This is a genomic window from Rhodococcus sp. IEGM 1341 (assembly GCF_030056895.1).
Taxonomy (GTDB): domain Bacteria; phylum Actinomycetota; class Actinomycetes; order Mycobacteriales; family Mycobacteriaceae; genus Rhodococcoides.
On the sequence record NZ_JASHKV010000006.1, the window covers coordinates 64,679 to 84,334 of the forward strand.

General features: G+C 63.4%; 23 protein-coding genes. 9 read left to right on the forward strand and 14 right to left on the reverse strand.

Annotation, left to right across the window (positions count from 1 at the left end; translation table 11 throughout):
- Together QM615_RS15055 and QM615_RS15060 are read right to left on the reverse strand one after the other, a co-directional pair.
- Nucleotides 1–297 (reverse strand): antibiotic biosynthesis monooxygenase family protein, encoded by a 297-nt coding sequence (locus tag QM615_RS15055; RefSeq protein WP_283347548.1) that lies wholly within the window; start codon nt 295–297, stop codon nt 1–3.
- 73 nt (nt 298–370) lie between these two features.
- A complete protein-coding gene (locus tag QM615_RS15060; protein ID WP_283347549.1) occupies nt 371–1,747 on the reverse strand; it encodes an NAD-dependent succinate-semialdehyde dehydrogenase in 1,377 nt (458 codons plus the stop codon).
- Nucleotides 1,748–1,986: 239 nt separating this feature from the next.
- Between QM615_RS15060 and QM615_RS15065 the strand changes: the two genes are divergently transcribed.
- The gene (locus QM615_RS15065) at nt 1,987–4,224 is read left to right on the forward strand and encodes an NADP-dependent isocitrate dehydrogenase (RefSeq protein ID WP_283347550.1); all 2,238 of its coding nucleotides are present in this window, start codon (nt 1,987–1,989) and stop codon (nt 4,222–4,224) included.
- Nucleotides 4,225–4,291: 67 nt separating this feature from the next.
- Here the strand turns inward: QM615_RS15065 and QM615_RS15070 are convergent, their stop codons facing one another.
- Both QM615_RS15070 and QM615_RS15075 read right to left on the reverse strand, forming a co-directional pair.
- A complete protein-coding gene (locus QM615_RS15070; RefSeq protein WP_283347551.1) occupies nt 4,292–5,128 on the reverse strand; it encodes an adenylate/guanylate cyclase domain-containing protein in 837 nt (278 codons plus the stop codon).
- Nucleotides 5,125–6,105, reverse strand: coding sequence for a GlxA family transcriptional regulator (locus QM615_RS15075; protein WP_283347667.1), 981 nt, complete (start codon nt 6,103–6,105; stop codon nt 5,125–5,127). The genes QM615_RS15070 and QM615_RS15075 overlap by 4 nt, the downstream gene beginning before the upstream one ends.
- Nucleotides 6,106–6,227: 122 nt before the next feature.
- Here QM615_RS15075 and QM615_RS15080 point away from each other — a divergent pair, with 122 nt between their 5' ends.
- The 3 genes from QM615_RS15080 to QM615_RS15090 are packed head-to-tail and all read left to right on the forward strand — an operon-like array spanning nt 6,228 to nt 7,976.
- Nucleotides 6,228–6,860, forward strand: a complete 633-nt coding sequence (locus tag QM615_RS15080; RefSeq protein WP_283347552.1) for an isochorismatase family protein — start codon at nt 6,228–6,230, stop codon at nt 6,858–6,860.
- Between the two features lie 18 nt (nt 6,861–6,878).
- Nucleotides 6,879–7,295, forward strand: coding sequence for a hypothetical protein (locus QM615_RS15085; protein WP_283347553.1), 417 nt, complete (start codon nt 6,879–6,881; stop codon nt 7,293–7,295).
- A 24-nt stretch (nt 7,296–7,319) separates the two neighbouring features.
- On the forward strand, nt 7,320–7,976 hold the full coding sequence (locus tag QM615_RS15090; RefSeq protein ID WP_283347554.1) for a nitroreductase family protein: 657 nt from the start codon (nt 7,320–7,322) through the stop codon (nt 7,974–7,976).
- 100 nt (nt 7,977–8,076) lie between these two features.
- On the opposite strand, the gene QM615_RS15095 is transcribed toward QM615_RS15090, so the two are convergent.
- From QM615_RS15095 to QM615_RS15120, 6 genes are all read right to left on the reverse strand, one after another.
- Nucleotides 8,077–8,529 (reverse strand): hypothetical protein, encoded by a 453-nt coding sequence (locus QM615_RS15095; RefSeq protein ID WP_283347555.1) that lies wholly within the window; start codon nt 8,527–8,529, stop codon nt 8,077–8,079.
- Between the two features lie 191 nt (nt 8,530–8,720).
- A complete protein-coding gene (locus QM615_RS15100; RefSeq protein ID WP_283347556.1) occupies nt 8,721–9,212 on the reverse strand; it encodes a hypothetical protein in 492 nt (163 codons plus the stop codon).
- 113 nt (nt 9,213–9,325) lie between these two features.
- Nucleotides 9,326–10,423: a hypothetical protein gene (locus QM615_RS15105; RefSeq protein WP_283347557.1), complete on the reverse strand. Its 1,098-nt coding sequence runs from the start codon at nt 10,421–10,423 to the stop codon at nt 9,326–9,328.
- A complete protein-coding gene (locus QM615_RS15110) occupies nt 10,423–10,719 on the reverse strand; it encodes a hypothetical protein (RefSeq protein WP_283347558.1) in 297 nt (98 codons plus the stop codon). The genes QM615_RS15105 and QM615_RS15110 overlap by 1 nt, the downstream gene beginning before the upstream one ends.
- The gene (locus QM615_RS15115; RefSeq protein ID WP_283347559.1) at nt 10,716–10,946 is read right to left on the reverse strand and encodes an SAV_915 family protein; all 231 of its coding nucleotides are present in this window, start codon (nt 10,944–10,946) and stop codon (nt 10,716–10,718) included. The genes QM615_RS15110 and QM615_RS15115 overlap by 4 nt, the downstream gene beginning before the upstream one ends.
- 281 nt (nt 10,947–11,227) lie before the next feature.
- Nucleotides 11,228–11,518: a hypothetical protein gene (locus QM615_RS15120; RefSeq protein ID WP_283347560.1), complete on the reverse strand. Its 291-nt coding sequence runs from the start codon at nt 11,516–11,518 to the stop codon at nt 11,228–11,230.
- Nucleotides 11,519–11,586: 68 nt separating this feature from the next.
- Here QM615_RS15120 and QM615_RS15125 point away from each other — a divergent pair, with 68 nt between their 5' ends.
- Nucleotides 11,587–12,435, forward strand: coding sequence for a PhzF family phenazine biosynthesis protein (locus QM615_RS15125; protein WP_283347561.1), 849 nt, complete (start codon nt 11,587–11,589; stop codon nt 12,433–12,435).
- On the opposite strand, the gene QM615_RS15130 is transcribed toward QM615_RS15125, so the two are convergent.
- Together QM615_RS15130 and QM615_RS15135 are read right to left on the reverse strand one after the other, a co-directional pair.
- Complete coding sequence (locus tag QM615_RS15130) at nt 12,436–13,080, reverse strand: response regulator (RefSeq protein ID WP_283347562.1); 645 nt, start codon at nt 13,078–13,080, stop codon at nt 12,436–12,438.
- On the reverse strand, nt 13,071–14,273 hold the full coding sequence (locus QM615_RS15135; protein WP_283347563.1) for a sensor histidine kinase: 1,203 nt from the start codon (nt 14,271–14,273) through the stop codon (nt 13,071–13,073). The genes QM615_RS15130 and QM615_RS15135 overlap by 10 nt, the downstream gene beginning before the upstream one ends.
- 193 nt (nt 14,274–14,466) lie before the next feature.
- Here QM615_RS15135 and QM615_RS15140 point away from each other — a divergent pair, with 193 nt between their 5' ends.
- A complete protein-coding gene (locus QM615_RS15140) occupies nt 14,467–15,123 on the forward strand; it encodes a DedA family protein (RefSeq protein ID WP_283347668.1) in 657 nt (218 codons plus the stop codon).
- Between the two features lie 13 nt (nt 15,124–15,136).
- Here the strand turns inward: QM615_RS15140 and QM615_RS15145 are convergent, their stop codons facing one another.
- Together QM615_RS15145 and QM615_RS15150 are read right to left on the reverse strand one after the other, a co-directional pair.
- Nucleotides 15,137–16,204 (reverse strand): ParB/Srx family N-terminal domain-containing protein, encoded by a 1,068-nt coding sequence (locus QM615_RS15145; RefSeq protein ID WP_283347564.1) that lies wholly within the window; start codon nt 16,202–16,204, stop codon nt 15,137–15,139.
- 115 nt (nt 16,205–16,319) lie between these two features.
- The gene (locus tag QM615_RS15150; RefSeq protein ID WP_283347565.1) at nt 16,320–16,850 is read right to left on the reverse strand and encodes a GNAT family N-acetyltransferase; all 531 of its coding nucleotides are present in this window, start codon (nt 16,848–16,850) and stop codon (nt 16,320–16,322) included.
- A gap of 121 nt (nt 16,851–16,971) precedes the next feature.
- Here QM615_RS15150 and QM615_RS15155 point away from each other — a divergent pair, with 121 nt between their 5' ends.
- Genes QM615_RS15155 through QM615_RS15165 form a run of 3 tightly spaced genes read left to right on the forward strand, consistent with a single transcriptional unit; the run spans nt 16,972 to nt 19,632 of the window.
- A complete protein-coding gene (locus tag QM615_RS15155) occupies nt 16,972–17,826 on the forward strand; it encodes an ABC transporter permease (protein WP_094615038.1) in 855 nt (284 codons plus the stop codon).
- Between the two features lie 3 nt (nt 17,827–17,829).
- Nucleotides 17,830–18,549, forward strand: coding sequence for an ABC transporter ATP-binding protein (locus QM615_RS15160; protein ID WP_283347566.1), 720 nt, complete (start codon nt 17,830–17,832; stop codon nt 18,547–18,549).
- A 36-nt stretch (nt 18,550–18,585) separates the two neighbouring features.
- Nucleotides 18,586–19,632 (forward strand): ABC transporter substrate-binding protein, encoded by a 1,047-nt coding sequence (locus QM615_RS15165; protein WP_283347567.1) that lies wholly within the window; start codon nt 18,586–18,588, stop codon nt 19,630–19,632.
- Nucleotides 19,633–19,656: the final 24 nt, after the last annotated feature.

The following is a 19,656-nucleotide window of genomic DNA, read 5'->3' on the forward strand; positions in this document are numbered from 1 at the left end:
CTACGCGTTCTCTATCGGGTCGAAATGCGAGACGACGGGAAACGGCTCGTAGAAGTGATGCAGCAGCGTCTTCCACTCCTGGTACTCGTCGGACTGTCTGAAGCCCTGGGTGTGGTCTTCGAGGCGTTCCCACTCCACCAGCAGCAGATACGTATTCGGCTGCTCGATGCCCCGCGAGAGGGTCAGGTTCACGAACCCCGGCATCGAGGAGATGATCGATTTCGCGGCGGCGAAGGCGCCCTCGAATTCCTCGGTGCGGTGGGAAATGACATGCAGCAGGGCGTGTTCGACGATCATCGGGACAGTATGACCATGCCCCGGACGACGAAACTCCCCGGGCGGCGCGCCCGGGGAGCATCGTCGGTACCGCTTACTTCGCGGAGACGCGTACCAGCTTCTTGTTCACGAACTCGTCCATGCCCCACGGTCCCAGCTCACGGCCGACGCCGGAGCGCTTGACTCCGCCGAACGGTAGGCCGGGCAGGGTGGTGCCGTGCTCGTTGACGAAGGCCATGCCGACCTCGAGCTGCTCGGCCACATCGCGGGCCTTGTCCAGATCGGTGCTCCACACCGAGCCGCTCAGGCCGTACGGGGAGGAGTTCGCCAATTCGATTGCCTGCTGCGGGCTTTCGACCTTGTAGATCACGCCGGCTGGTCCGAACAGCTCTTCGCTGTACGCCCGCATGTCCGGGGTGACGTCGGTCAGAAGTGTCGGCTGCACGAATGCACCCGGCCCGTCGATCTTCTTGCCGCCGGTCAGCAGAGTCGCACCCTTGGCGACGGCGTCGTCGATCTGCTCGATCAACGTGTCGGCTGCGGTCTGCGACGACAGCGGTCCGAGGGTGGTGTTCGCGTCCAACGGGTCGCCGGTCTGCACGGCCTCGAAGGATGCGATGAGCTTGGTGACGAAGTCGTCGTAGTACTGCTCGGCGACGAGGATCCGCTTGGCGGCGTTGCAGGCCTGACCTGCGTTGGACAGCCGCGCCCGGGTTGCGGACTCGACTGTTGCGTCCATGTCGTCGGAGTCGAGCATGATGAACACGTCCGATCCGCCCAGTTCGAGGACGACCTTCTTGAGGTTGCGTCCTGCGGTTTCGGCGACGGAGGTTCCGGCACGCTCGCTACCGGTGAGCGAGACGCCCTGCACGCGTGGATCGGCGATCATGTCGGCGATCTGCTCGTTGGTCGCGAAGATGTTGATGTACGCGTCCTGGGGGAGTCCGGCCTGCTGGAAGATCTCTTCCATCAGCAGTGCCGACTGCGGGCAGTTCGGTGCGTGCTTGAGCAGAATCGTGTTGCCCACCATCAGGTTCGGGCCTGCGAACCGGGCCACCTGGTAGTAGGGGAAGTTCCACGGCATGACGCCGACGAGGGCACCGACCGGCTTACGCTGCAGCACAGTGTCTTCCGCGCCGGGCACGTCGAGCTGCTCGTCCTCGAGCAGAGTGGGGCCGTTGTCGGCGTAGTAGCGGTAGATGTTCGACGACAGCTCCACCTCGCCCTGCGACTCGGTCAGTGGCTTGCCCATTTCGAGCGAGATGGTTCGGGCCAGTTCCTCGGAACGCTCGGTGTAGAGGTCCGCGACCTTGTGCAGGATTTCCGCGCGGTGCTTCGGTGAGGTTTTGCGCCACGTCTGGAATCCGGCGTGTGCGTCGGAGAGTGCGCGCTCGACGCCGGCCGTGTCGAGAGTTTCGAATTCCTTGACGGTTGTGCCGTCGGCTGGATTGACAGTCTTGTAGGTCGTCATGATCGGTTCAACGGCCAGGGAGGGGGTTCTTGTTCCAATTCGGGCAAATCGGATGCTCCGGCGGTGGTCAGGGGCGGATCGAGGAACGTTGCGAAATCCTTTGAGCGCCCTACTGGTCGGTAACTTGGAACCGCAGGTGGAGTGATACCCCACTGGGACGCACAGCGGCGGGTTCAAAGATTAAAGTCGACAGTGGACGCATCCAAAAGACGACGTTGAAACTGAGGCAAAGGCGAAACATGACTGCGAAGAAGCCGACCATCATCTATACCCTGACCGACGAGGCGCCCATGCTGGCGACTCACGCGTTTCTGCCGGTCATACGTTCTTTCGCCAGCGCGGCCGAGATCAACGTCGAGTCGAGCGACATCTCCGTTGCCAACCGCGTTCTCGCCGAGTTCCCCGATTACCTCAACGAAGACCAGCGAGTGACCGACAACCTCGCTGAGCTGGGCAAGCTGACGCAGCTGCCCGAGACCAACATCATCAAGCTGCCGAACATCAGCGCCTCGGTGCCGCAGTTGATCGCAGCCGTCAAGGAGTTGCAGGACAAGGGCTACGCGATTCCCGACTTCCCGGGCAATCCGAAGACCGACGAAGAGCGCGAAATCCGCGACCGATACACCAAGTGCCTCGGCAGTGCGGTCAATCCGGTTCTGCGCGAGGGCAACTCGGACCGCCGCGCGCCGAAGGCCGTCAAGGAATTCGCCCGCAAGCACCCGCACAGCATGACCGAGTGGTCGATGGCGTCGCGCACCCACGTTGCGCACATGCGCGAGGGCGATTTCTACCACGGTGAGAAGTCGACCGTCGTCGACGGTGACCGCGAGATCAAGATGGAACTGCTGCCCACCGACGGCGATCCGATCGTCCTCAAGGAGAAGGTTTCGCTCACCGACGGTGACGTCATCGACTCGATGTTCATGAGCAAGAAGGCCCTGCTCGACTTCTACGAGCACGAGATGCAGGACGCCTACGACACCGGCGTCATGTTCTCCCTGCACGTCAAGGCGACGATGATGCGGGTATCGCACCCCATCGTGTTCGGCCACGCCGTGCGAGTGTTCTACAAGGACGCGTTCGCCAAGCACAACGAGCTCTTCGAGGAGCTGGGCGTCAACGTCAACAACGGCTTGTCGGACCTGTACACCAAGATCGAGACGCTTCCGGCGTCCAAGCGCGACGAGATCATCGAAGACCTGCACAAGTGTCACGAGACCCGCCCGGAGCTCGCGATGGTCGACTCCGCTCGCGGCATCTCGAACTTCCATTCGCCCAGCGACGTCATCGTCGACGCGTCCATGCCGGCGATGATTCGCGCCGGCGGCAAGATGTGGGGAGCGGACGGCCGTCCCAAGGACACCAAGGCCGTCAACCCCGAGTCGACGTTCTCCCGGATCTACCAGGAGATGGTGAACTTCTGCAAGACCAACGGTCAGTTCGATCCGACGACGATGGGCACCGTTCCCAACGTCGGCTTGATGGCGCAGAAGGCCGAGGAGTACGGATCGCACGACAAGACCTTCGAGGTGCCGAAGGCGGGCATCGCGAACATCACCGATATCGCCACCGGCGAGGTGCTGCTCACCCAGACCGTCGAAGAGGGCGACATCTGGCGTCTGTGCATCGTCAAGGATGCCCCGATCCAGGATTGGGTCAAGCTCGCGGTGACGCGTGCGCGTGAGTCCGGAATGCCGGTCGTCTTCTGGCTCGACCCATACCGCCCGCACGAGAACGAGCTCATCGGCAAGGTACGCAAGTACCTGAAGGATCACGACACAGAGGGCCTCGACATCCAGATCATGTCGCAGGTTCGCGCGATCCGATACACGATGGAGCGCCTGGTCCGCGGACTCGACACCATCTCGGCCACCGGCAACATCCTGCGTGATTACCTCACCGACCTGTTCCCGATCCTCGAGCTCGGCACCAGCGCCAAGATGCTCTCCATCGTTCCCCTGATGGCAGGCGGCGGACTCTACGAGACCGGCGCGGGTGGCTCGGCTCCCAAGCACGTCAAGCAGCTCATCGAGGAGAACCACCTGCGCTGGGATTCGCTCGGCGAGTTCCTGGCTCTGGCAGTGAGCCTCGAGGATCTGGGCACCAAGACCGGCGACGTCAAGGCGACCATCCTCGCCAAGGCACTCGACTCCGCCACCGGCAAGCTGCTCGAGAACAGCAAGGGCCCCTCGCGCTCGACCGGTGAACTCGACAACCGCGGCAGCCAGTTCTATCTCGCTCTCTACTGGGCGCAGGAACTCGCCGAGCAGACCGAGGACACCGAGCTGGCCAAGCACTTCGCCGCGCTCGCAAAGACCCTGTCCGACAACGAAGACAAGATCGTCGCCGAGCTCAACGAGGTACAGGGCACGGCAGTCGACATCGGCGGCTACTACTACCCGGACCCCGAAGCCACCGCCGCAGTGATGCGCCCGTCCAAGACCTTCAACGAGGCTCTGGAGTCGGCCAAGCAGTAGTTTCTCTGGCTCACCCCCCATCGAATGAATGGTCCATTCACGCGCTCAGACGTTGTGAATGGACCATTCATTCGTTCAGGGCGACCTCCGCATTAGGCAGCACCGGGAGCTCCACCGGAAACAGTTGGAAGCTCCCGCTCATTCCTTTGAGTTCGACGTCGCGGGGCGTACCGAGATTCAGGTCGTGCGCCGCACCGATGGCGTTGCGCACCGGTTCGCTGACGAGAATTTCGCCGCCGTCGGCCTGTCCTGCGACGCGTGCCGCCATGGCCACGTTGAGGCCGAACAGGTCGTCGCCGCGTCGCACGGAACTGCCCACGTGCACGCCCATTCGGACGCGGATGCGGTCCCAGCGGTCGGGGTTCTTCAGTAGCGCCTCCTGCACCTTCACTCCGCAGCGCACCGCCTGGCCCGGGTCGGAGAAGGCGATCATGTAGCCGTCGCCTTGACTCTTCACCACGTGGCCGCCGTGATCGGCGACGTACTTGCAGATCAACTTGTTGTGCTTTTCGAGCAGCTTCACCCAGCCGCGATCACCGAGTTCTTCGTTGCGTGCGGTGGATCCTTCGATGTCGGAGAACATCACCACGATGTCGCCGTCGGCGGTCATGCGCGCCAGGTCGGGACGTTCCACCTTGGCCCAGCCGGCGAGATCCTCGACAGAGTTACGGACCGTCGCGCCGAAGCCCTTGTTGATGAGCAAGTCCGTGGTGTGGAAGGCGGTTCTGATCGCGAAGGGCACCAGGCCGCGTCGCTTACGCCGTTGTTGCGATTCGGCAAGCGCACGGTCCAGGGCACGGCGTGTGCTGCTGAGCTTTCGACGCGAGACGATCAAGACCACACCGAGAGCAATGATGGCGGCGAGCTCGACGCCGGCAACTATCCACAGGATCACGTCGCTCATCCTTGCCTGTCGACCGCAACCGTTGGCGCACAACCGACGGCGAATTGCCGTCGATACGCCGTCGGGGTCACTGCGAAGGCCGAGCGGAAGTTCTGACGCAGGGTGACCGCGCTGCCGAACCCGCACAGGGCAGCGATGTGCTCGATACTGCGATCGGTCGTTTCGAGCAGGCTCTGAGCTTCCTCGAGGCGTTTGTCGAGCACCCAGCGAGCCGGTGTGGATCCCGTCTCGAGCTGAAACTGACGAATGAAGCTGCGACGGCTCATGCGCGCATGGTCTGCCAGTCGCTCGATGGGCAACGGCTCACCCAGCCGCTCCAACGCCCACTGAAGCACGTCCGCGATCGCAGTATCTCCCGATGCCTCGATGACCGGTCGTTCGATGTACTGCGCTTGACCGCCGTCGCGATGGGGTGCGACCACCAGACTGCGCGCCACCCGCGTCGCGGCAGCCGAGCCGAGATGCTTGCGCACGATGTGGAGGCAGGAATCGATCGACGACGCGGTTCCCGCTGAGGTCATCACGTCTCCGTGGTCGATGTAGAGAACCGACTCGTCGACGCCGGCGTGTTCATTTCGCTCCCGTAGCTCGGTCATCTTTGTCCAATGGGTGACGGCGGGGCGGCCGGCCAGCAGTCCGGTGTCGGCCACGGCGAAGGAGCCGAGGCACAGACCCGCAATTTGTGCGCCTCGCATATGTGCCCCGCGGAGTGCGTTCGAGAGATCGCTTCCGATGTGCGGCAACGACTCCGGCCACGACGTCACGATGACGATGTCGGCCCAGTCGACGGTGCTGGGGCCTGCGATATCGCCTACAGGGAAGCCCTCCTCGGTGCGGATCGGCCCAGGCGCGTCGGACCACACGCGCGTCTCCCAGTCGGGAGCGAGTCCAAGCCGAGTCACCTCGCCGAACACCATCAGTGGGGCGGCGAGATGGAACATCGTCATGCCGTCGAACACGTACAGCGCGATGCGCATATGACTCCCATCGGCGGGTTGGCGCAATTCCATCGAAAGTATGCATCCGTGCCACTCGTGGATGCAAGGCCAATGGCGAAGTGTGGGTATCGACCGAGAACGCCACGTGAAGGAGAACGCCCATGACCGCACCGCGCAGAGCCCTCATCGTCATCGATGTCCAGCAGGAATACTTCGAGGGAGTGCTGAAGATTCAGTACCCGCCGCGCGAGGAGTCGTTGGCCAACATCGTCCGCACCATCGAAGCTGCCGCGGCGCAGGATATTCCCGTGGCCATCGTGCAACACGAAATGCCGGACGGCGCACCGGCTTTCGTGAAAGGCACCCCGACGTACGAACTGCACCCCGATATTCAGGCCGTCGTGCAGCCCTCGTTCGAGCGGGTCGAGAAGAAGTACAGCAGTGTGTTCGCCGGTACCGGCGTCGCGAAGTGGTTGCAGGGCAACAACATCGACACCGTCACGATCGTCGGTTACATGACCAACAACTGCGACCTCGCCTCCAGCGCCGACGCCGAGGCGCTGGACCTGACCGTCGAGATCCTGTCCGACGCCACCGGCGCGATCAACCTCTCGAACGAGGCGGGCACTGTCTCGGCCGAACAACTGCACAAGGCGCTGATGGTGCTCTACCAGTCGAACTTCGCGGCGGTAGCGACGACGGATCAGTGGATCGACGCCGCCAAGAACGGAAACGGGCTCACAGCAAACAATCTGGTGGTCTCGGCAGCCCAGGGCAACGACGCGGTGGTCTGAGTTCCTAGACTTGCACGAGTGACTGCTCGGGCGATAACTGATCAGACTTTCGGCGCATGGGTGATCAAGTGCAATCCGCACAAGACCGACTTGGCACCGATGGTCGCGTCAGGGAAAGCGCTCGCGCACTGGTGCGTTGCCGACAACTATCGAACGCGTCTGATGGCACCCGGGCAACCGGTGTTGTTCTGGGTCGGTAGCCATCCGCGACGCGGAATCTGGGGTGCCGGCACGTTGACCGGCACCCCGGTCCCGGGTCCGCAGTGGAAGATCTCGACGAACATCGCCCTGTTCGACGAGCCCATTCTCGCGTCCGACATCCAGTCTGTCGCGGAACTGTCGATGCTCGAGGTGTTCCGCTCACCGCAGCAATCGAATCCGTCCTGGATCGACGCGTCCGCTTGGGCAGTGATCCGACAGATGCTGCCGGACTGACAGTCGGTGGTGCATGATCGAGAAGTGACTTCCTTCCCGATCATCGACCTGACTCCCGACGAGCTGCTGACCACCACGCGCACCGTCCGCAAACGTCTCGATCTGACGCGGCCGGTGCCGATGGAGCTGATCAAGGAATGTCTGGAGATCGCTCTGCAGGCTCCGTCCGGGTCGAACAAGCAGGGGTGGCAGTGGATTGTCGTCACCGATCCTGATCTTCGTGCACGCATCGGCGCGATCTACGGCGAGCTGTTCGCCGCGTATCAGGCGTCCAAGCATTCCGCGACGGCCTTGTTCACTGACGATCCGGAGCGCGCATCGGTCCAGAAGCGCGTCGGAGACAGTGCGAGCTGGCTCGGCGAGCACATGGGTGAGGTTCCGGTGCTGCTGATTCCGTGCATCCAGGCCGGCAAGACCCTTCCGGCCGGCAATCAAGCCGGTTTGTGGGGCTCACTGCTGCCCGCGGTGTGGAACTACGCCTTGGCAGCGCGGGCGCGTGGCCTCGGAACAGCTTGGACGACAATCCATCTCGCGAAGGAAGCCGAGATCTCCGAACTGCTCGGCATCCCCGAGGACTTCCACCAGGGTGCGCTGATCCCCACGGCGTACTACACAGGGGAGACCTTCAAGGTTGCGCCGCGTGATCCGATCGAGACGGTGCTGCACGTCGACCGCTGGTAGTCGAATCGGCTCGGAACGGATGCCGCAGCCGAGGAACGATGTCGGACGAACCGAATTGTGATGGCGCTGTCTCTAATGTCCGGTTCTCCTTAGGCTCCGGCTAGACCTTAAGAATTCGGCGTGCAGCTTTCGAGATGTCGCAGTTGCCGTGGGCGACGGAATGGGCGATGCCGTTGTAGACGAGGTTCCAGAGCAGTGGGTTCTGTTGTGTGGCGTTCAGGACGAGGACAAATTTGTTGCCGTGGGTGTCGCGGATCGACATGGCGCGATTGAGTCCGACGGTGGTGGATCGGATTCTGATGAGTTCGTAGGTCGATGCCCACTCGTCACGTTGTTGGATCCATCGGGCACCGGCGATGACACGGTCCTTCTTCAGATGGAAGTACATCGCCACGCAGATCACAGTGATGAAGACCCACAGAAACCAGTTGGATGTCCAGTCGAATCCGCGATAGATGACTGTTCCGCTGACGGCAAAGAGGCAGAGATAGAAGATCGCCCCCTGCAGTGGGTAGTGCTTGGATTCTTCGCACCATTCGAGGGGTGGTCCCATTTCCGCGGGTACTACAATGTCGGTCGACGGGCTACCCGGTGGTGTCATCCGCATACCCTTGGATTCGGTGCGCGGCGCGGACGGTGGCCTCGATTCGCCCGTCATCGGGTTGGGCATCGGAGCGGGTTGAGCAAATCTGCGCATGTGCGGTCTTTTCTGTTCAGCCCGGAAAGATTGTCCAGCTTTCGTTTTCATACTTTGAGAATTCGGCGTGCCGCTTTCGATATATCGCAATTGCCGTAGGCGACGGAGTGAGCGATGCCGTTGTAGACGAGGTTCCACAAGAGTGGGTTCATCTGGGCGTCGCGGAGTACGAGGATGAGCTTGTTGCCGTGGACGTCTTCGATCTTGGATGCTCGGTTCAGTCCGACGGTGGTGGATCGGATTTTGGTGATTTCGTAGGTCGAGATCCACTGGTCGCGCTGTTGAACCCAGCGGGCTCCTGCCAGGACGCGGTCGCCGAGGGACTTGCGATAGTGCAGAAGAGGGAGTCCTAGAATCACGAACCACGGAAACCAAAGGTCAGCCCATCCGAAGCCGCGGAAGGGAACGACAAAAACCAGCAAGAAGATCGCGAACAGCATCCAAGCTTGGAGAACTTTAGTCCCTCGGGGCTCCTCGAAAGCTTCCAATGCTGGGCCGTGTTGGAGTGGCACAACGCTTTTTTCGAGGTCGCCCGGCATCGTCACCCAATGTGCGCGTGCCTCACCTCGGTGCGCGGTCGGTGGTCGAGGTTCGCCTGTCGTCGGATTCGGCATCGGAGCTGGCTTCCTCGCAATTCGTCGCGATTTCGACATCAGTCGGCGGCCCATTCGATGAGCTCGCCCACGCCGTAGCTGACCAAAATTCCGACGCCAACGGCCGCGACTGTTGCTGGCCCCCCAGCGACGCTCCCGAGTAGCAAAGTCGTCGCTGCAGTACCTGCGAGGAAACCCCCAGCGTCTTTTGCGACTATCTTGGCCGCGTCTCCCGGGCTTTCAGCATCTTGGAGGTCATAGACGACTTGGCCTGCGGTGACCCCGATTCCAACAATCGGGATTTTTGATCCGACCTTGCCTCCGAAAGGAAGTCCAACAGTTGCGAGACGCCCGAGCGTAGTAGCGCTAGTCCCCGGCAAAAGCGCCCTGTTTTGCGCAGCGACTCGAATTGCATCATCTGCCGCAGGTGTGAAGGCCGATGTCGCTCTCGTTGCAGCCGCAGTGACCGAATCTGGTGCAGCTTCCGCGGCAAGGGCCACGAACCGTTCCAGTTGCGCAGCCCTGGTCTGAGCAATCGCGCCCCAGTGATCGGCTTGCTGAGCGGCAGTGCCCAGGTAGCTGATCGCTCCGCCGGCGGCCATCCACGGCGCAGAGCTGCGCAGCCGGTCCAGCCAGCCCGCGCTGTCCTCGAACGCAGCCTGCAACGCGGAGTGAGCATTCGACTCGGTTGTCCGCGCCTCGGTCACCATGTCGACGGCGTCGTTGTACGCCGCGATCTGGTTTGCCTGAGTCGTCAGTTGCTCGATCGACCAGGGTCCCGTCGGCGGCAGCGGATCAGGATCGCCGATCCACGTTGCGTTGCAGACATCCGGGCCGACCCAGATGCCGGCTTCGATGGCTCGGGCGACCGCTCGGTTGAGGGACTCTCGGGCTGTCAGCATCGAGTCCGCGAACGATTCGAGTGCCTGCGCCAGCGCTGTTGCCCGGTCCGCGGTCCGTTCTGCGGCCACGCTCAGCGTCGAGATCGTGTCGCGGAAACTGTCTCCGGCACCGGACTTCCACACGTCCTCGGATCGGTCGCGTGCGTCGCGGAACCTCTCGAATCCGCCTTCTGCACTCTCGCCCAGCGTGCGCAACGCTGCTGCACACTCGCGGCACGCATCGATGTCCACGTCGAGGTACACGTAGATCGTCATCAGCGCGGACCGCCCGGTGCACCTGCATCGACAACGGCCGCAGTGTTCGCGTCTTCTGCGGTCGCGTAGTTCTCGTCGCACGCCTGCACTGCGTCGGCTGCGCGAGCCGAGGCGATCATCAGCTCCGACATCGTCTGCGCCAGAGACCTTATGGCCTCGCCGACGAAGATGGTGGACGGGCCCGCGTTCGGCACCTCGGGTGCGCTGCTGCCACTGGAGTCCAACGCTTGCGCGTTCTCGATCAGTATCCGAGCGGGTTCGTTCAGGTCACCGATCTCGATGCCTGGCAGGCTCATCGGAGCGGATCCGTCATGTAGGTACCGGGTGTACTGCTAGCAACACGGATACGTCTGTCCGGCAGCGGAAGTGCGGCATCGAGTAGGACGACGTCGATTTCGGCCGACTCGTGGATCTCCGCGAGCCCGTGTTCGTCCACCAGCCCCCACGGCTGTCCGTTGCCGCAGTTCTGGACCAATGATGTCAGCGACGTGTAGGCCGCCAACCCGACTCGGCCGTCGGGCATGATTCGCAGATCAACCGTCCTGCTGGCAGTGCCCTCCGACGGTTGAAGCGGCACATACAACCCCGGCGAACTGCCGCGATGCTCGAACATTTACCCCCCGGTAAGTCGATGTCAGCAACCCCCGATGTGCTGACTCCGGCAACAGACTAGCGGGTTCTGTCCGGTTCGGGAGCATGGGCAACCCGAGGCAGTTCGGCGTCGGCACGGCTGCTTCCGTGGAACTTGCGAATGATCGAGGCGGCGTGCTCCGGATCGGGGACCCCTACAGATGGACGGCTTGGTTAGACTATCGTCTCCACGTGGATGATCTCGGTCCTCGCCACCGCACGCCAGTGGACGTCGGCGAGCGCAAGCCGCGCGGGGTCCTCCACATAGGCTTCGAAGGCTGATTGGTCCGGCAGGTGTATGACCTGCACCTCGAGCGGTCCGTCGCCCGGGTCGACGCGGCGAACCCTGCTCACCACTTCGCCGCCGTACTTCGGAATCAGTTCCAGCACCGTGTCTTCGTAGCGGGTGAGTGCGTCTTCCTGTCCGTCCGACGCCCACAGCAGCACACACAGTTTCAGGTTCATGACGCGAGAGAGTACCGGGCGTTCGACGCTGCGACCCAGACCTGCCCGGTGGCGGGTACGTTCGGCACATGCCCCAGATCGACATTCAACGGTGGACGGCGTTCTCCAGTGAACCGTCAGGAGGTAACCCGGCAGGAGTCGTGCTCGACGCCCGCGGCCTGGACGACATCGACATGCTGAGGATTGCAGCGGACGTCGGCTACGCGGAGACGGCCTTCGTCACCCCCGGAGATGGCGACCGGAACCGCAATATCCGGTACTTTTCACCGGTCGCCGAGGTGCCGTTCTGCGGGCACGCAACGGTCGCAACAGCCGCAGCGATCAGCGCGATCGAGGGAGTCGGCTCGATCCGCTTCGCGACACCGGTGGGGGACATCGAGATCGAGACGAGCATCGGCTCGGATGGTGCGCCGCTGGTGTCGTTCACGAGCGTGGAGCCGAGTACGGGCCCGCTGTCCGGCACAGCCCTCGCCGACGTCCTCGGTGCTCTCGGTCTGACGTCGGACCACCTGCATCCCAATTACGTTCCCGCTGAGGCGTTCGGTGGCAATTGGCATCCCCTCGTCGTTCTCGAAGGTCGGGACGTGTTCGACGGGTTCACCCCCGATCTCGGCCGCGCTCGCGCAGTGCTCGACGAACACGGATGGCCAGCGACGATCATCGTCCTCTGGCCGGAGAGCGCCGAGCTATGGCACGCACGCAATATCTTCCCGGTCGGGTCCATCACGGAGGACCCGGCGACAGGTGCGGCAGCGGCGGCGACCGGCGGGTACCTCCGCGGCTCGCATGCGGTTCAGCCACCTGCGGGCATCGTCATCCACCAGGGAAGCCATGTAGGCCGGCCCAGCAAGCTCCTGGTGGACATCCCCCAATCCGGCGGGATCATCGTGTCGGGTTCGCCTGCCCGCATCGCCTGATCACGTACGCAAGTAGGCCACCACAGCCATCACGCGGCGGCTCATACCGATGGAGTTCGTCAATCCGAGTTTGTCGAACACTGCGTTGATGTGTTTTTCGACCGAGCTCACCGAGATGTACAGATCAGCTGCGATTCGTGCGTTGGTCAGCCCCTGTGCCATCAGCTCGAGCACATCGCGCTCGCGCGGAGTGAGTCGGTCGAGCGGATTCGATCGGCTGGTACGTGACAGCAGCTGTCGCACCACCTCCGGATCGAAGGCCGTTCCGCCATCGGCCACCCTGTCCAGGGTGTCCAAGAATTCGTCGACCTGCGCGACGCGGTCCTTGAGCAGATACCCGACCTTGCCGCCGGATCCGCTGATCAGCTCTGCCGCATAACGGTTCTCGACGTACTGGGACAGCACGAGCACCGCCACCTCCGGCCATCGATCGCGAATCGTCAGCGCTGCCCGCAGTCCCTCGTCGCTGTGACCCGGAGGCATGCGCACGTCGGTGACGACAATGTCCGGACGATCCTGTTCCACTGCGGTGAGAAGCGCTTCGGCGTCGCCCACAGACGCGATCACGTCGTGGCCTTCGTCGACCAGCAGGCGGACCAGACCCTCACGCAGCAATGTCGAGTCCTCCGCGACGATCACCCGCACGGCACGCTCGCCGTCACGACAGTCGGGCCGCCGACCGGGCTGTGCACGCTCAGTGTGCCGTCGACGGCTGCGACACGGCGGGCCAACCCGGACAAGCCGGTGCCGGACGGATCGGCGCCGCCCGGTCCGTCGTCGGTGATGGTGGCCAGCACGCGGCCGAACTTCTGATGAGCGATGTTGACCTCCAACAATTTCGGGCACGCATGCTTGGCGGCGTTGGTGACGGCCTCCGAGATGACGAAATAGAGGACCGACTCCACCGCGGGTCGCAACCTGTCGGTCAGTTCGTAGGTGAGTCGGACGGGAATACTGACCCGCTCGGCCATCGCCTCGACAGATGCGCGCAGTCCGTCCTTGTCGAGCGCGATCGGGTACACCCGGTTGGCGACCTCGCGTAGCTCGTTGATCGCCTCGAGTGATGTGGCCTGGGCCTGGGCAAGGAGTTCGCGCACCTTGTCGGGCTTCTCGGCGCGGCGGGCTCGGCCGATGAGCATCCCCAGGGCAACCAGATGCTGCTGTATGCCGTCGTGCAAGTCACGCTCGATTCGGCGGCGTTCCTCGTCGATGGCATCGACCACGTGATCGCGGCTGCTCGTCAGCTCGGCAACCCGCTGGTGCAGCAACCGATCCGACTGTCGGCCGAGTACTTGGACGGCGAACCAGCGGTCCAACGATCCCACCCCTGCTACCCCAGCGATCGCGACGAAGATCAAGAGGATCCCGGGCAGCGACACCAGCGCCACGAGTCCACCGTCGACTCGGTCGGAGTTCTCGATCAGGCCCCAGCTTCCGCTCAGGACCCACGCCGAGATCATCGAGCCGGCCACGACGAGACACAGCACCAGCAGCAGGACCACGCCGATACCGAGTAGCCCTATCGTCCAGCGTGTTCCGAGATACCAGCGACAGCGGTGAGAAGTCGCGACATCTGTGTGGATAGTGCCGTGGAAGCGAGTGATTCGCCGAATCTCCCACTCGCTCAGGCTGAGTGCACCGGCATCGACTACAGCCCTCAGCGGCGCTCCCCACCGGCCGAGGAGACGCGCCGACGCGAGGGCGAGTACCGCTGCCACGGTGAACAACAGGGCAGAGACCGCCATGGCGCTGCCGAGAAGAACCCCGGAAAGCGCCTCCAGCCAACGCCGAGCAACCGACCTCACGGCAATCCGATCTGCCAGGTCAGGTGGATTCACGACGTCGTTTCCCTGCACCCGAGCAGCGTAGCGAGGTATGCGGTCGCTGACATTGCGGTAAACCGCAGGATTTCGGCGGGGGAGTCCGGATGAATGGTCGACGGTTTACCTCGATGTCCCCCATTCGGAAAATTTCTAGCGTTCTCAGTGGCCGTCTCGACCGGAGACGTCACTTACGAACAGGGGAATGAATATGTCCGACTTGCTGATTGCTGCATCGGCCGAAACCGAGCAACTCGACGGGCTGGCCGGATGGGCGGTCGGCGTCATGGACGCACTCGGCGGGCCCGGTGCCGCCGTCGTCGTCGGCGCCGACAATCTGTTTCCGCCGATCCCGAGCGAACTCGTTCTGCCCCTTGCCGGTTTCTCGGCCAGTCAGGGCGTGTTCTCCTTCGGTGCTGCTCTCTTCTGGACGACGCTCGGCTCGGTCGTGGGCGCGATCATCGTCTACGCGGTGGGTGCGCTCATCGGGCGCGAGCGCACGCGGGCATTGGTGGTGCGGATCCCGTTGATCAAGGCCACCGACTTCGACCGAACGGAGGCGTGGTTCGCCAAGCACGGTTCGAAGGCAGTGTTCTTCGGGCGGATGGTCCCGCTGTTTCGCAGCTTCATCTCCCTGCCCGCCGGAATCGAGCGGATGGGAATGATGAAGTTCCTCGTACTCACCACACTCGGCAGCCTGATTTGGAACACCATCTTCGTCACCGCGGGATATCAACTCGGCGAGAACTGGCACCTCGTCGACGCCTACGCCGAGATCCTGCAGAAGATCGTCATCGTCTCGGTCGCAGTCGCCCTCGTCGGATTCGTGGCAGTTCGGTTGCGGTCCCGCCTCCGGGCCCGGCTGTAGCAGGTGAACGGAACTACCTGGGCAGCCCCATCTTGTACTGCAAGGCGTATGCCAACTTGCCCGGCTTGTCGTCCGAGTACGGTGCCGAGAGCTTTCCGAATTCACCCTTGGTGGCTGCCTTCCCGTCGTTCCAGGCGTCCAGCGCACCGAGTTCTGCTGCAGTGCGGCCACTGTCGATCACCGCGTCTTTCGGTGCCGCGACCTGGGCGCGCGAGACCGACTCGACGGTGCTCAGGTAGCTCGCCAGGTTGTTGCTGTCCCAGCCGCTGATGTCGACTGCGCCGGAGTCGCGAACCCATGCACCCCAATAGAATTCCTGGAACGGGATGGTTCCGGGGGTGAAGCCGATGTCGCGCGCGAAGTACGTCAGGCTGCGGTACTTGTCGTTCTGCAACTGGGCGAGTCCCACTCCCGACGGCAGCTGCTCGACCGGAACTTCGTTGCCGTCGACGTCGTAGTTCCACACCCACTTCTCGGCCTTCATCCGCGCCCAGAAGTCAGTGGGGCTCAGGTCACTGAGGTTCGCGACCACCCGCAGGCGCAGATGCAGATTCGGTCCACCGTCGGCCGTTTCGTAGAACGAGGTCAGCGTGTGGTGTCCGTCGGTCAGGTAGGGCACGCCACCCGGTCCGATGACGACCGTCTTCATCGGTGCGATGGTGTCGGGCGTTTCCTGACCGACGGGGACGGTGCAGGTGAACGACGACGGATTGTCCAGTCGCGCATCGGGCAATGCCGACGCGGCCTCTTCCTGGCCGTTGGCCTCGCACCAGTCGTCGAACTTCTTGTTGATCTCGTCCTTGCCGAGCGTGTATCGGCCGAGCTTGTAGTACACCTCGTCGTACCCGAGCGACGGCTGCGTCGCGCGCACCTCACCGATCGGCAGATCGAGAAGCTCACCGGCTTCGGTACATTGGTAGCCGAGGCCTGCGGACGAGCCGGTGGGGAGCAGGTCAGCAACCTGGCACAGCGGCGACACCGTCCTCGCCGGCGCGGCCGTGGCAACGCTGCCCATCGTCGTGGACAGAACAGAGATCAGTGCAAGTGTGCCCAGCAGGGCTGCTCTACGACGCGTGGCCATCGGTGAAAACTCCCATGAGTTCGAGTGAAGTTTCCCGAGACTGTCGCACTCCGGTCACCGGTCGATGTCGCGGAACCGAACGAAAGATGGTCGCGAAGTGAACGCAGCACGCCGGTCAGCGATCCTCTCGCAACATCGCGTAGACGAGGGTGTCGGTCCATTCCCCCTTGCACCACCAGTTCTGTCGGAAGTGCGCTTCCTGACGCATCCCCACGCGCGCGGCCAACCGGGCCGACGCGTCGTTGCGACCGTCCAGCTGTGCGCTGACGCGGTGGATCTGGGGTAACGAGAACACGTGCTCGATCAAGGCGTTGACCGCCTCGGTGGCGTATCCGCGGCCGGATACGGCGGGGGAGAACGTCCAGCCGAGTTCGACGAGAGCCGGGGATCCGTCGATCAACCACGCCTCGACGTTGCCCACCACAGTGCCCTCGTGCTCGACGACCAGTGACAGCGCCTGGGTATGCAGGCCTGTTCGCTTCATCCGTTTACCCACGGCCACAACCGCATTGGCATTCGTCCACGCTTCGTGGAGCAGGTAGCGGCAGACTTCCGGGTCGCTGTAGTAGGCGAGAATCCTGTCCGCATCGGCGGGTTCGTACAGACGAAGGGTCAGGCGCTCGGTGTGGATGGGCTCGACAGTCATATGACCGATTCTGCCCGACTTGCATTCACGCTGATTCGAACCCTGTTCGTAGACCCCGGTCTGACCGAAGGTGAGTAGTCGAACCTGCTCGCACTCAACCGGAAGGCCTGTACCCATGGTCATGACGTCGTACGCCGCTCCCGCGGGACCCGTGGACACGCGCGACGGCGACGCCTCCAGCATCGGCTCCACACCCGTCTCGCCGAAAGGCTCTGCGTGGCAGCGGTACCGCTGGACCGTCGTGCGCGCCTTGTCGCCAGTCGTGCTCCTCGTTCTCTGGCAGATCGCCAGTGCTGCCGGAGTTCTCTCCGAACGCGTGCTGCCTGCACCGTCCCTTATCTTCGACGCAGGTCTGGAGTTGCTGCGCAACGGTGAATTGGCCGACGCACTCGCCATTTCCGGAACCCGTGTAGTCCAGGGACTCGTGCTGGGTGGGGTGATCGGGGTGGCGCTCGGAGCGCTCGTCGGACTGTCCAAACTTGCCGAGGCAACCGTCGACCCGCCGCTGCAGATGCTGCGCGCGCTGCCGCACCTCGGTCTCATCCCGCTGTTCATCCTGTGGTTCGGAATCGGGGAGACTCCCAAGATCCTGCTCGTCGCTCTGGGAGTCGCATTTCCGTTGTACCTCAACACGTTCTCGGCGATTCGCCAGATCGATCGCAATTTCCTCGACACGGCCGTCGTACTCGGTTTCTCGTGGCGTCAGCGGTTCACCACGATCATTCTGCCGAGCATCGCCCCGCAACTGCTGGTGGGACTTCGGCAGTCGTTGGCCATTGCGTGGTTGTCGCTAATCGTGGCCGAGCAGATCAACGCCGAATCCGGGCTCGGTTACATCATCAACAATGCGCGGGACTTCCTGCGGGTCGACACCATCATCTTCGGACTCGTCGTCTACGCCCTGATGGGAATCGCCACCGACGGCATCGTGCGGGTACTCGAAAAGCGCGCCCTTCGTTACCGATTGGATGCATGATTCATGACTACGACAACCACGTCCGTCGCCACCCTGCGCGGCATCGACAAGTTCTACGGCTCCAGTCACGTGTTGAAGGGTGTCGACCTGTCCATCGACCGCGGTGAGATCGTGTCGCTGGTCGGACGCTCCGGGTCCGGCAAGTCGACGATCCTGCGCGTTCTGGCCGGTCTGTCGACGGACCACACGGGGGAGCGGCATGTCGCCGGGCATCCTGCGGTGGCGTTCCAGGAACCACGCCTGTTCCCGTGGCGGTCGGTTCGTCAGAACGTGTCGTACGGGCTCAACACAGCCGGTGTGACGGGTAACGAGGCGTTGACTGCTGCGGATGCGACCCTCGACGAAGTCGGTCTCGCCGACAAGCGCGACGCATGGCCGATGACGTTGTCCGGCGGCCAAGCTCAGCGCGCCGCACTCGCCAGAGCCTTGGTGGGCGAGCCGGAGATGCTGCTGCTCGACGAACCGTTCGGCGCTCTCGACGCGCTCACTCGGCTGTCCATGCAGTCTCTGCTACTCGACCTGTGGGGACGGCACCGATTCGGCATCCTTCTGGTCACGCACGACGTCGACGAAGCGATTGCGTTGGGAGACAGGGTGTTGGTGCTCGACGGGGGTGCCGTGGCCGAGACCGTCGCCGTCGATCTTCCTCGTCCCCGCGACCGGGGAACAGCCGGATTCTCTCGCATCCGTACCCATTTGCTCTCCGCCCTCGGCGTCCACTGAGCAATCAATTCCTCTCATAAGAAGGATCTTTCACGCATGTCGTCACACGTTCGTTCCCGATCGCTGCGCGCCGTTGGGATACTCGCTGCCCTGTCCCTGACGGTTGTCGGACTCACCGGTTGCGTCTCCCGCGGCAGCGACACCACAACCACCGAAGCGCCCGAACTCGTCTCGAACGACCAGCTCGCCACCGTCACCCTCGACGTCGGCGACCAGAAGGGTGGCACCGAAGCCCTGCTTCGTGCGTCCGGGGAGCTGGACTCTGCGCCGTACGACGTTGCGTTCTCCACCTTCATGTCCGGCCCGCCGCAGGTGGAGGCCGCAACGGCCGGTCAGATCGACTTCGCGGTCACGGGTAACACACCCCCGGTGTTCGGAGTCGCAGCCAACGCGCGCATCAAGGTCGTCTCCGCCTACACCAACGATGCGAGTGGCGATCAGATCCTGGTGCCTGCCGATTCGACTCTCGCGTCGTTCGCAGACCTGCGGGGCAAGAAGATCGCAGTGGGCAAGGGAAGTTCGGCGCACGGCCATGTACTGCTGCAGTTGCAGAAAGCCGGCTTGACCACCGACGACGTTCAGTTGGTGTTCCTCCAGCCTGCGGATGCGCTGACGGCATTCACCTCGGGTGAGGTCGATGCCTGGGCGATCTGGGATCCGTTCACCGCGATCGCGCAGGTCCAGAACGGCTCGAAGACCGTGACTACCGCCGAGGGTGTGGCCAACGGTTACGGCTTCGGGATCGCGTCTCAGCAGGCGCTGGACGATCCCGCGAAGAACACGGCTCTGCAGGATTTCGTGGTTCGTCTGGCCAAGGCGTCCGCCTGGGCGAACGCCAACCCGGCCGAGTGGGCGGCGGCGTACTCCACGGCCGTCGGCATCGACCCGGCGGCCGGTGAATTGGCTCAGGGGCGAAGCCAGCGACCCGCAATTGCGCTCGACGACAAAGTGATCGAGTCCGAGCAGGCGCTCTTCGATGCGTTCGTCGAGAGCGGAAGCATTCCCGGCGGCAACACGTTCGCGGGCTTCGTCGACACGCGCTACAACGACGCCATCGCCGACGCCACCCTCTCCAGCAACTGACGAGCCACCAACTGATCACCCATC

Bases quoted from the DNA above. Each gene is read 5' to 3' on its own strand.
- QM615_RS15055 (WP_283347548.1), bottom strand. From the start codon at position 297: ATGATCGTCGAACACGCCCTGCTGCATGTCATTTCCCACCGCACCGAG.
- QM615_RS15060 (WP_283347549.1), bottom strand. From the start codon at position 1,747: ATGACGACCTACAAGACTGTCAATCCAGCCGACGGCACAACCGTCAAG.
- QM615_RS15065 (WP_283347550.1), top strand. From the start codon at position 1,987: ATGACTGCGAAGAAGCCGACCATCATCTATACCCTGACCGACGAGGCG.
- QM615_RS15070 (WP_283347551.1), bottom strand. From the start codon at position 5,128: ATGAGCGACGTGATCCTGTGGATAGTTGCCGGCGTCGAGCTCGCCGCC.
- QM615_RS15075 (WP_283347667.1), bottom strand. From the start codon at position 6,105: ATGCGCATCGCGCTGTACGTGTTCGACGGCATGACGATGTTCCATCTC.
- QM615_RS15080 (WP_283347552.1), top strand. From the start codon at position 6,228: ATGACCGCACCGCGCAGAGCCCTCATCGTCATCGATGTCCAGCAGGAA.
- QM615_RS15095 (WP_283347555.1), bottom strand. From the start codon at position 8,529: ATGGGACCACCCCTCGAATGGTGCGAAGAATCCAAGCACTACCCACTG.
- QM615_RS15100 (WP_283347556.1), bottom strand. From the start codon at position 9,212: ATGCCGGGCGACCTCGAAAAAAGCGTTGTGCCACTCCAACACGGCCCA.
- QM615_RS15105 (WP_283347557.1), bottom strand. From the start codon at position 10,423: ATGACGATCTACGTGTACCTCGACGTGGACATCGATGCGTGCCGCGAG.
- QM615_RS15110 (WP_283347558.1), bottom strand. From the start codon at position 10,719: ATGAGCCTGCCAGGCATCGAGATCGGTGACCTGAACGAACCCGCTCGG.
- QM615_RS15115 (WP_283347559.1), bottom strand. From the start codon at position 10,946: ATGCCCGACGGCCGAGTCGGGTTGGCGGCCTACACGTCGCTGACATCA.
- QM615_RS15120 (WP_283347560.1), bottom strand. From the start codon at position 11,518: ATGAACCTGAAACTGTGTGTGCTGCTGTGGGCGTCGGACGGACAGGAA.
- QM615_RS15125 (WP_283347561.1), top strand. From the start codon at position 11,587: ATGCCCCAGATCGACATTCAACGGTGGACGGCGTTCTCCAGTGAACCG.
- QM615_RS15140 (WP_283347668.1), top strand. From the start codon at position 14,467: ATGTCCGACTTGCTGATTGCTGCATCGGCCGAAACCGAGCAACTCGAC.
- QM615_RS15145 (WP_283347564.1), bottom strand. From the start codon at position 16,204: ATGGCCACGCGTCGTAGAGCAGCCCTGCTGGGCACACTTGCACTGATC.
- QM615_RS15150 (WP_283347565.1), bottom strand. From the start codon at position 16,850: ATGACTGTCGAGCCCATCCACACCGAGCGCCTGACCCTTCGTCTGTAC.
- QM615_RS15155 (WP_094615038.1), top strand. From the start codon at position 16,972: ATGACGTCGTACGCCGCTCCCGCGGGACCCGTGGACACGCGCGACGGC.
- QM615_RS15160 (WP_283347566.1), top strand. From the start codon at position 17,830: ATGACTACGACAACCACGTCCGTCGCCACCCTGCGCGGCATCGACAAG.
- QM615_RS15165 (WP_283347567.1), top strand. From the start codon at position 18,586: ATGTCGTCACACGTTCGTTCCCGATCGCTGCGCGCCGTTGGGATACTC.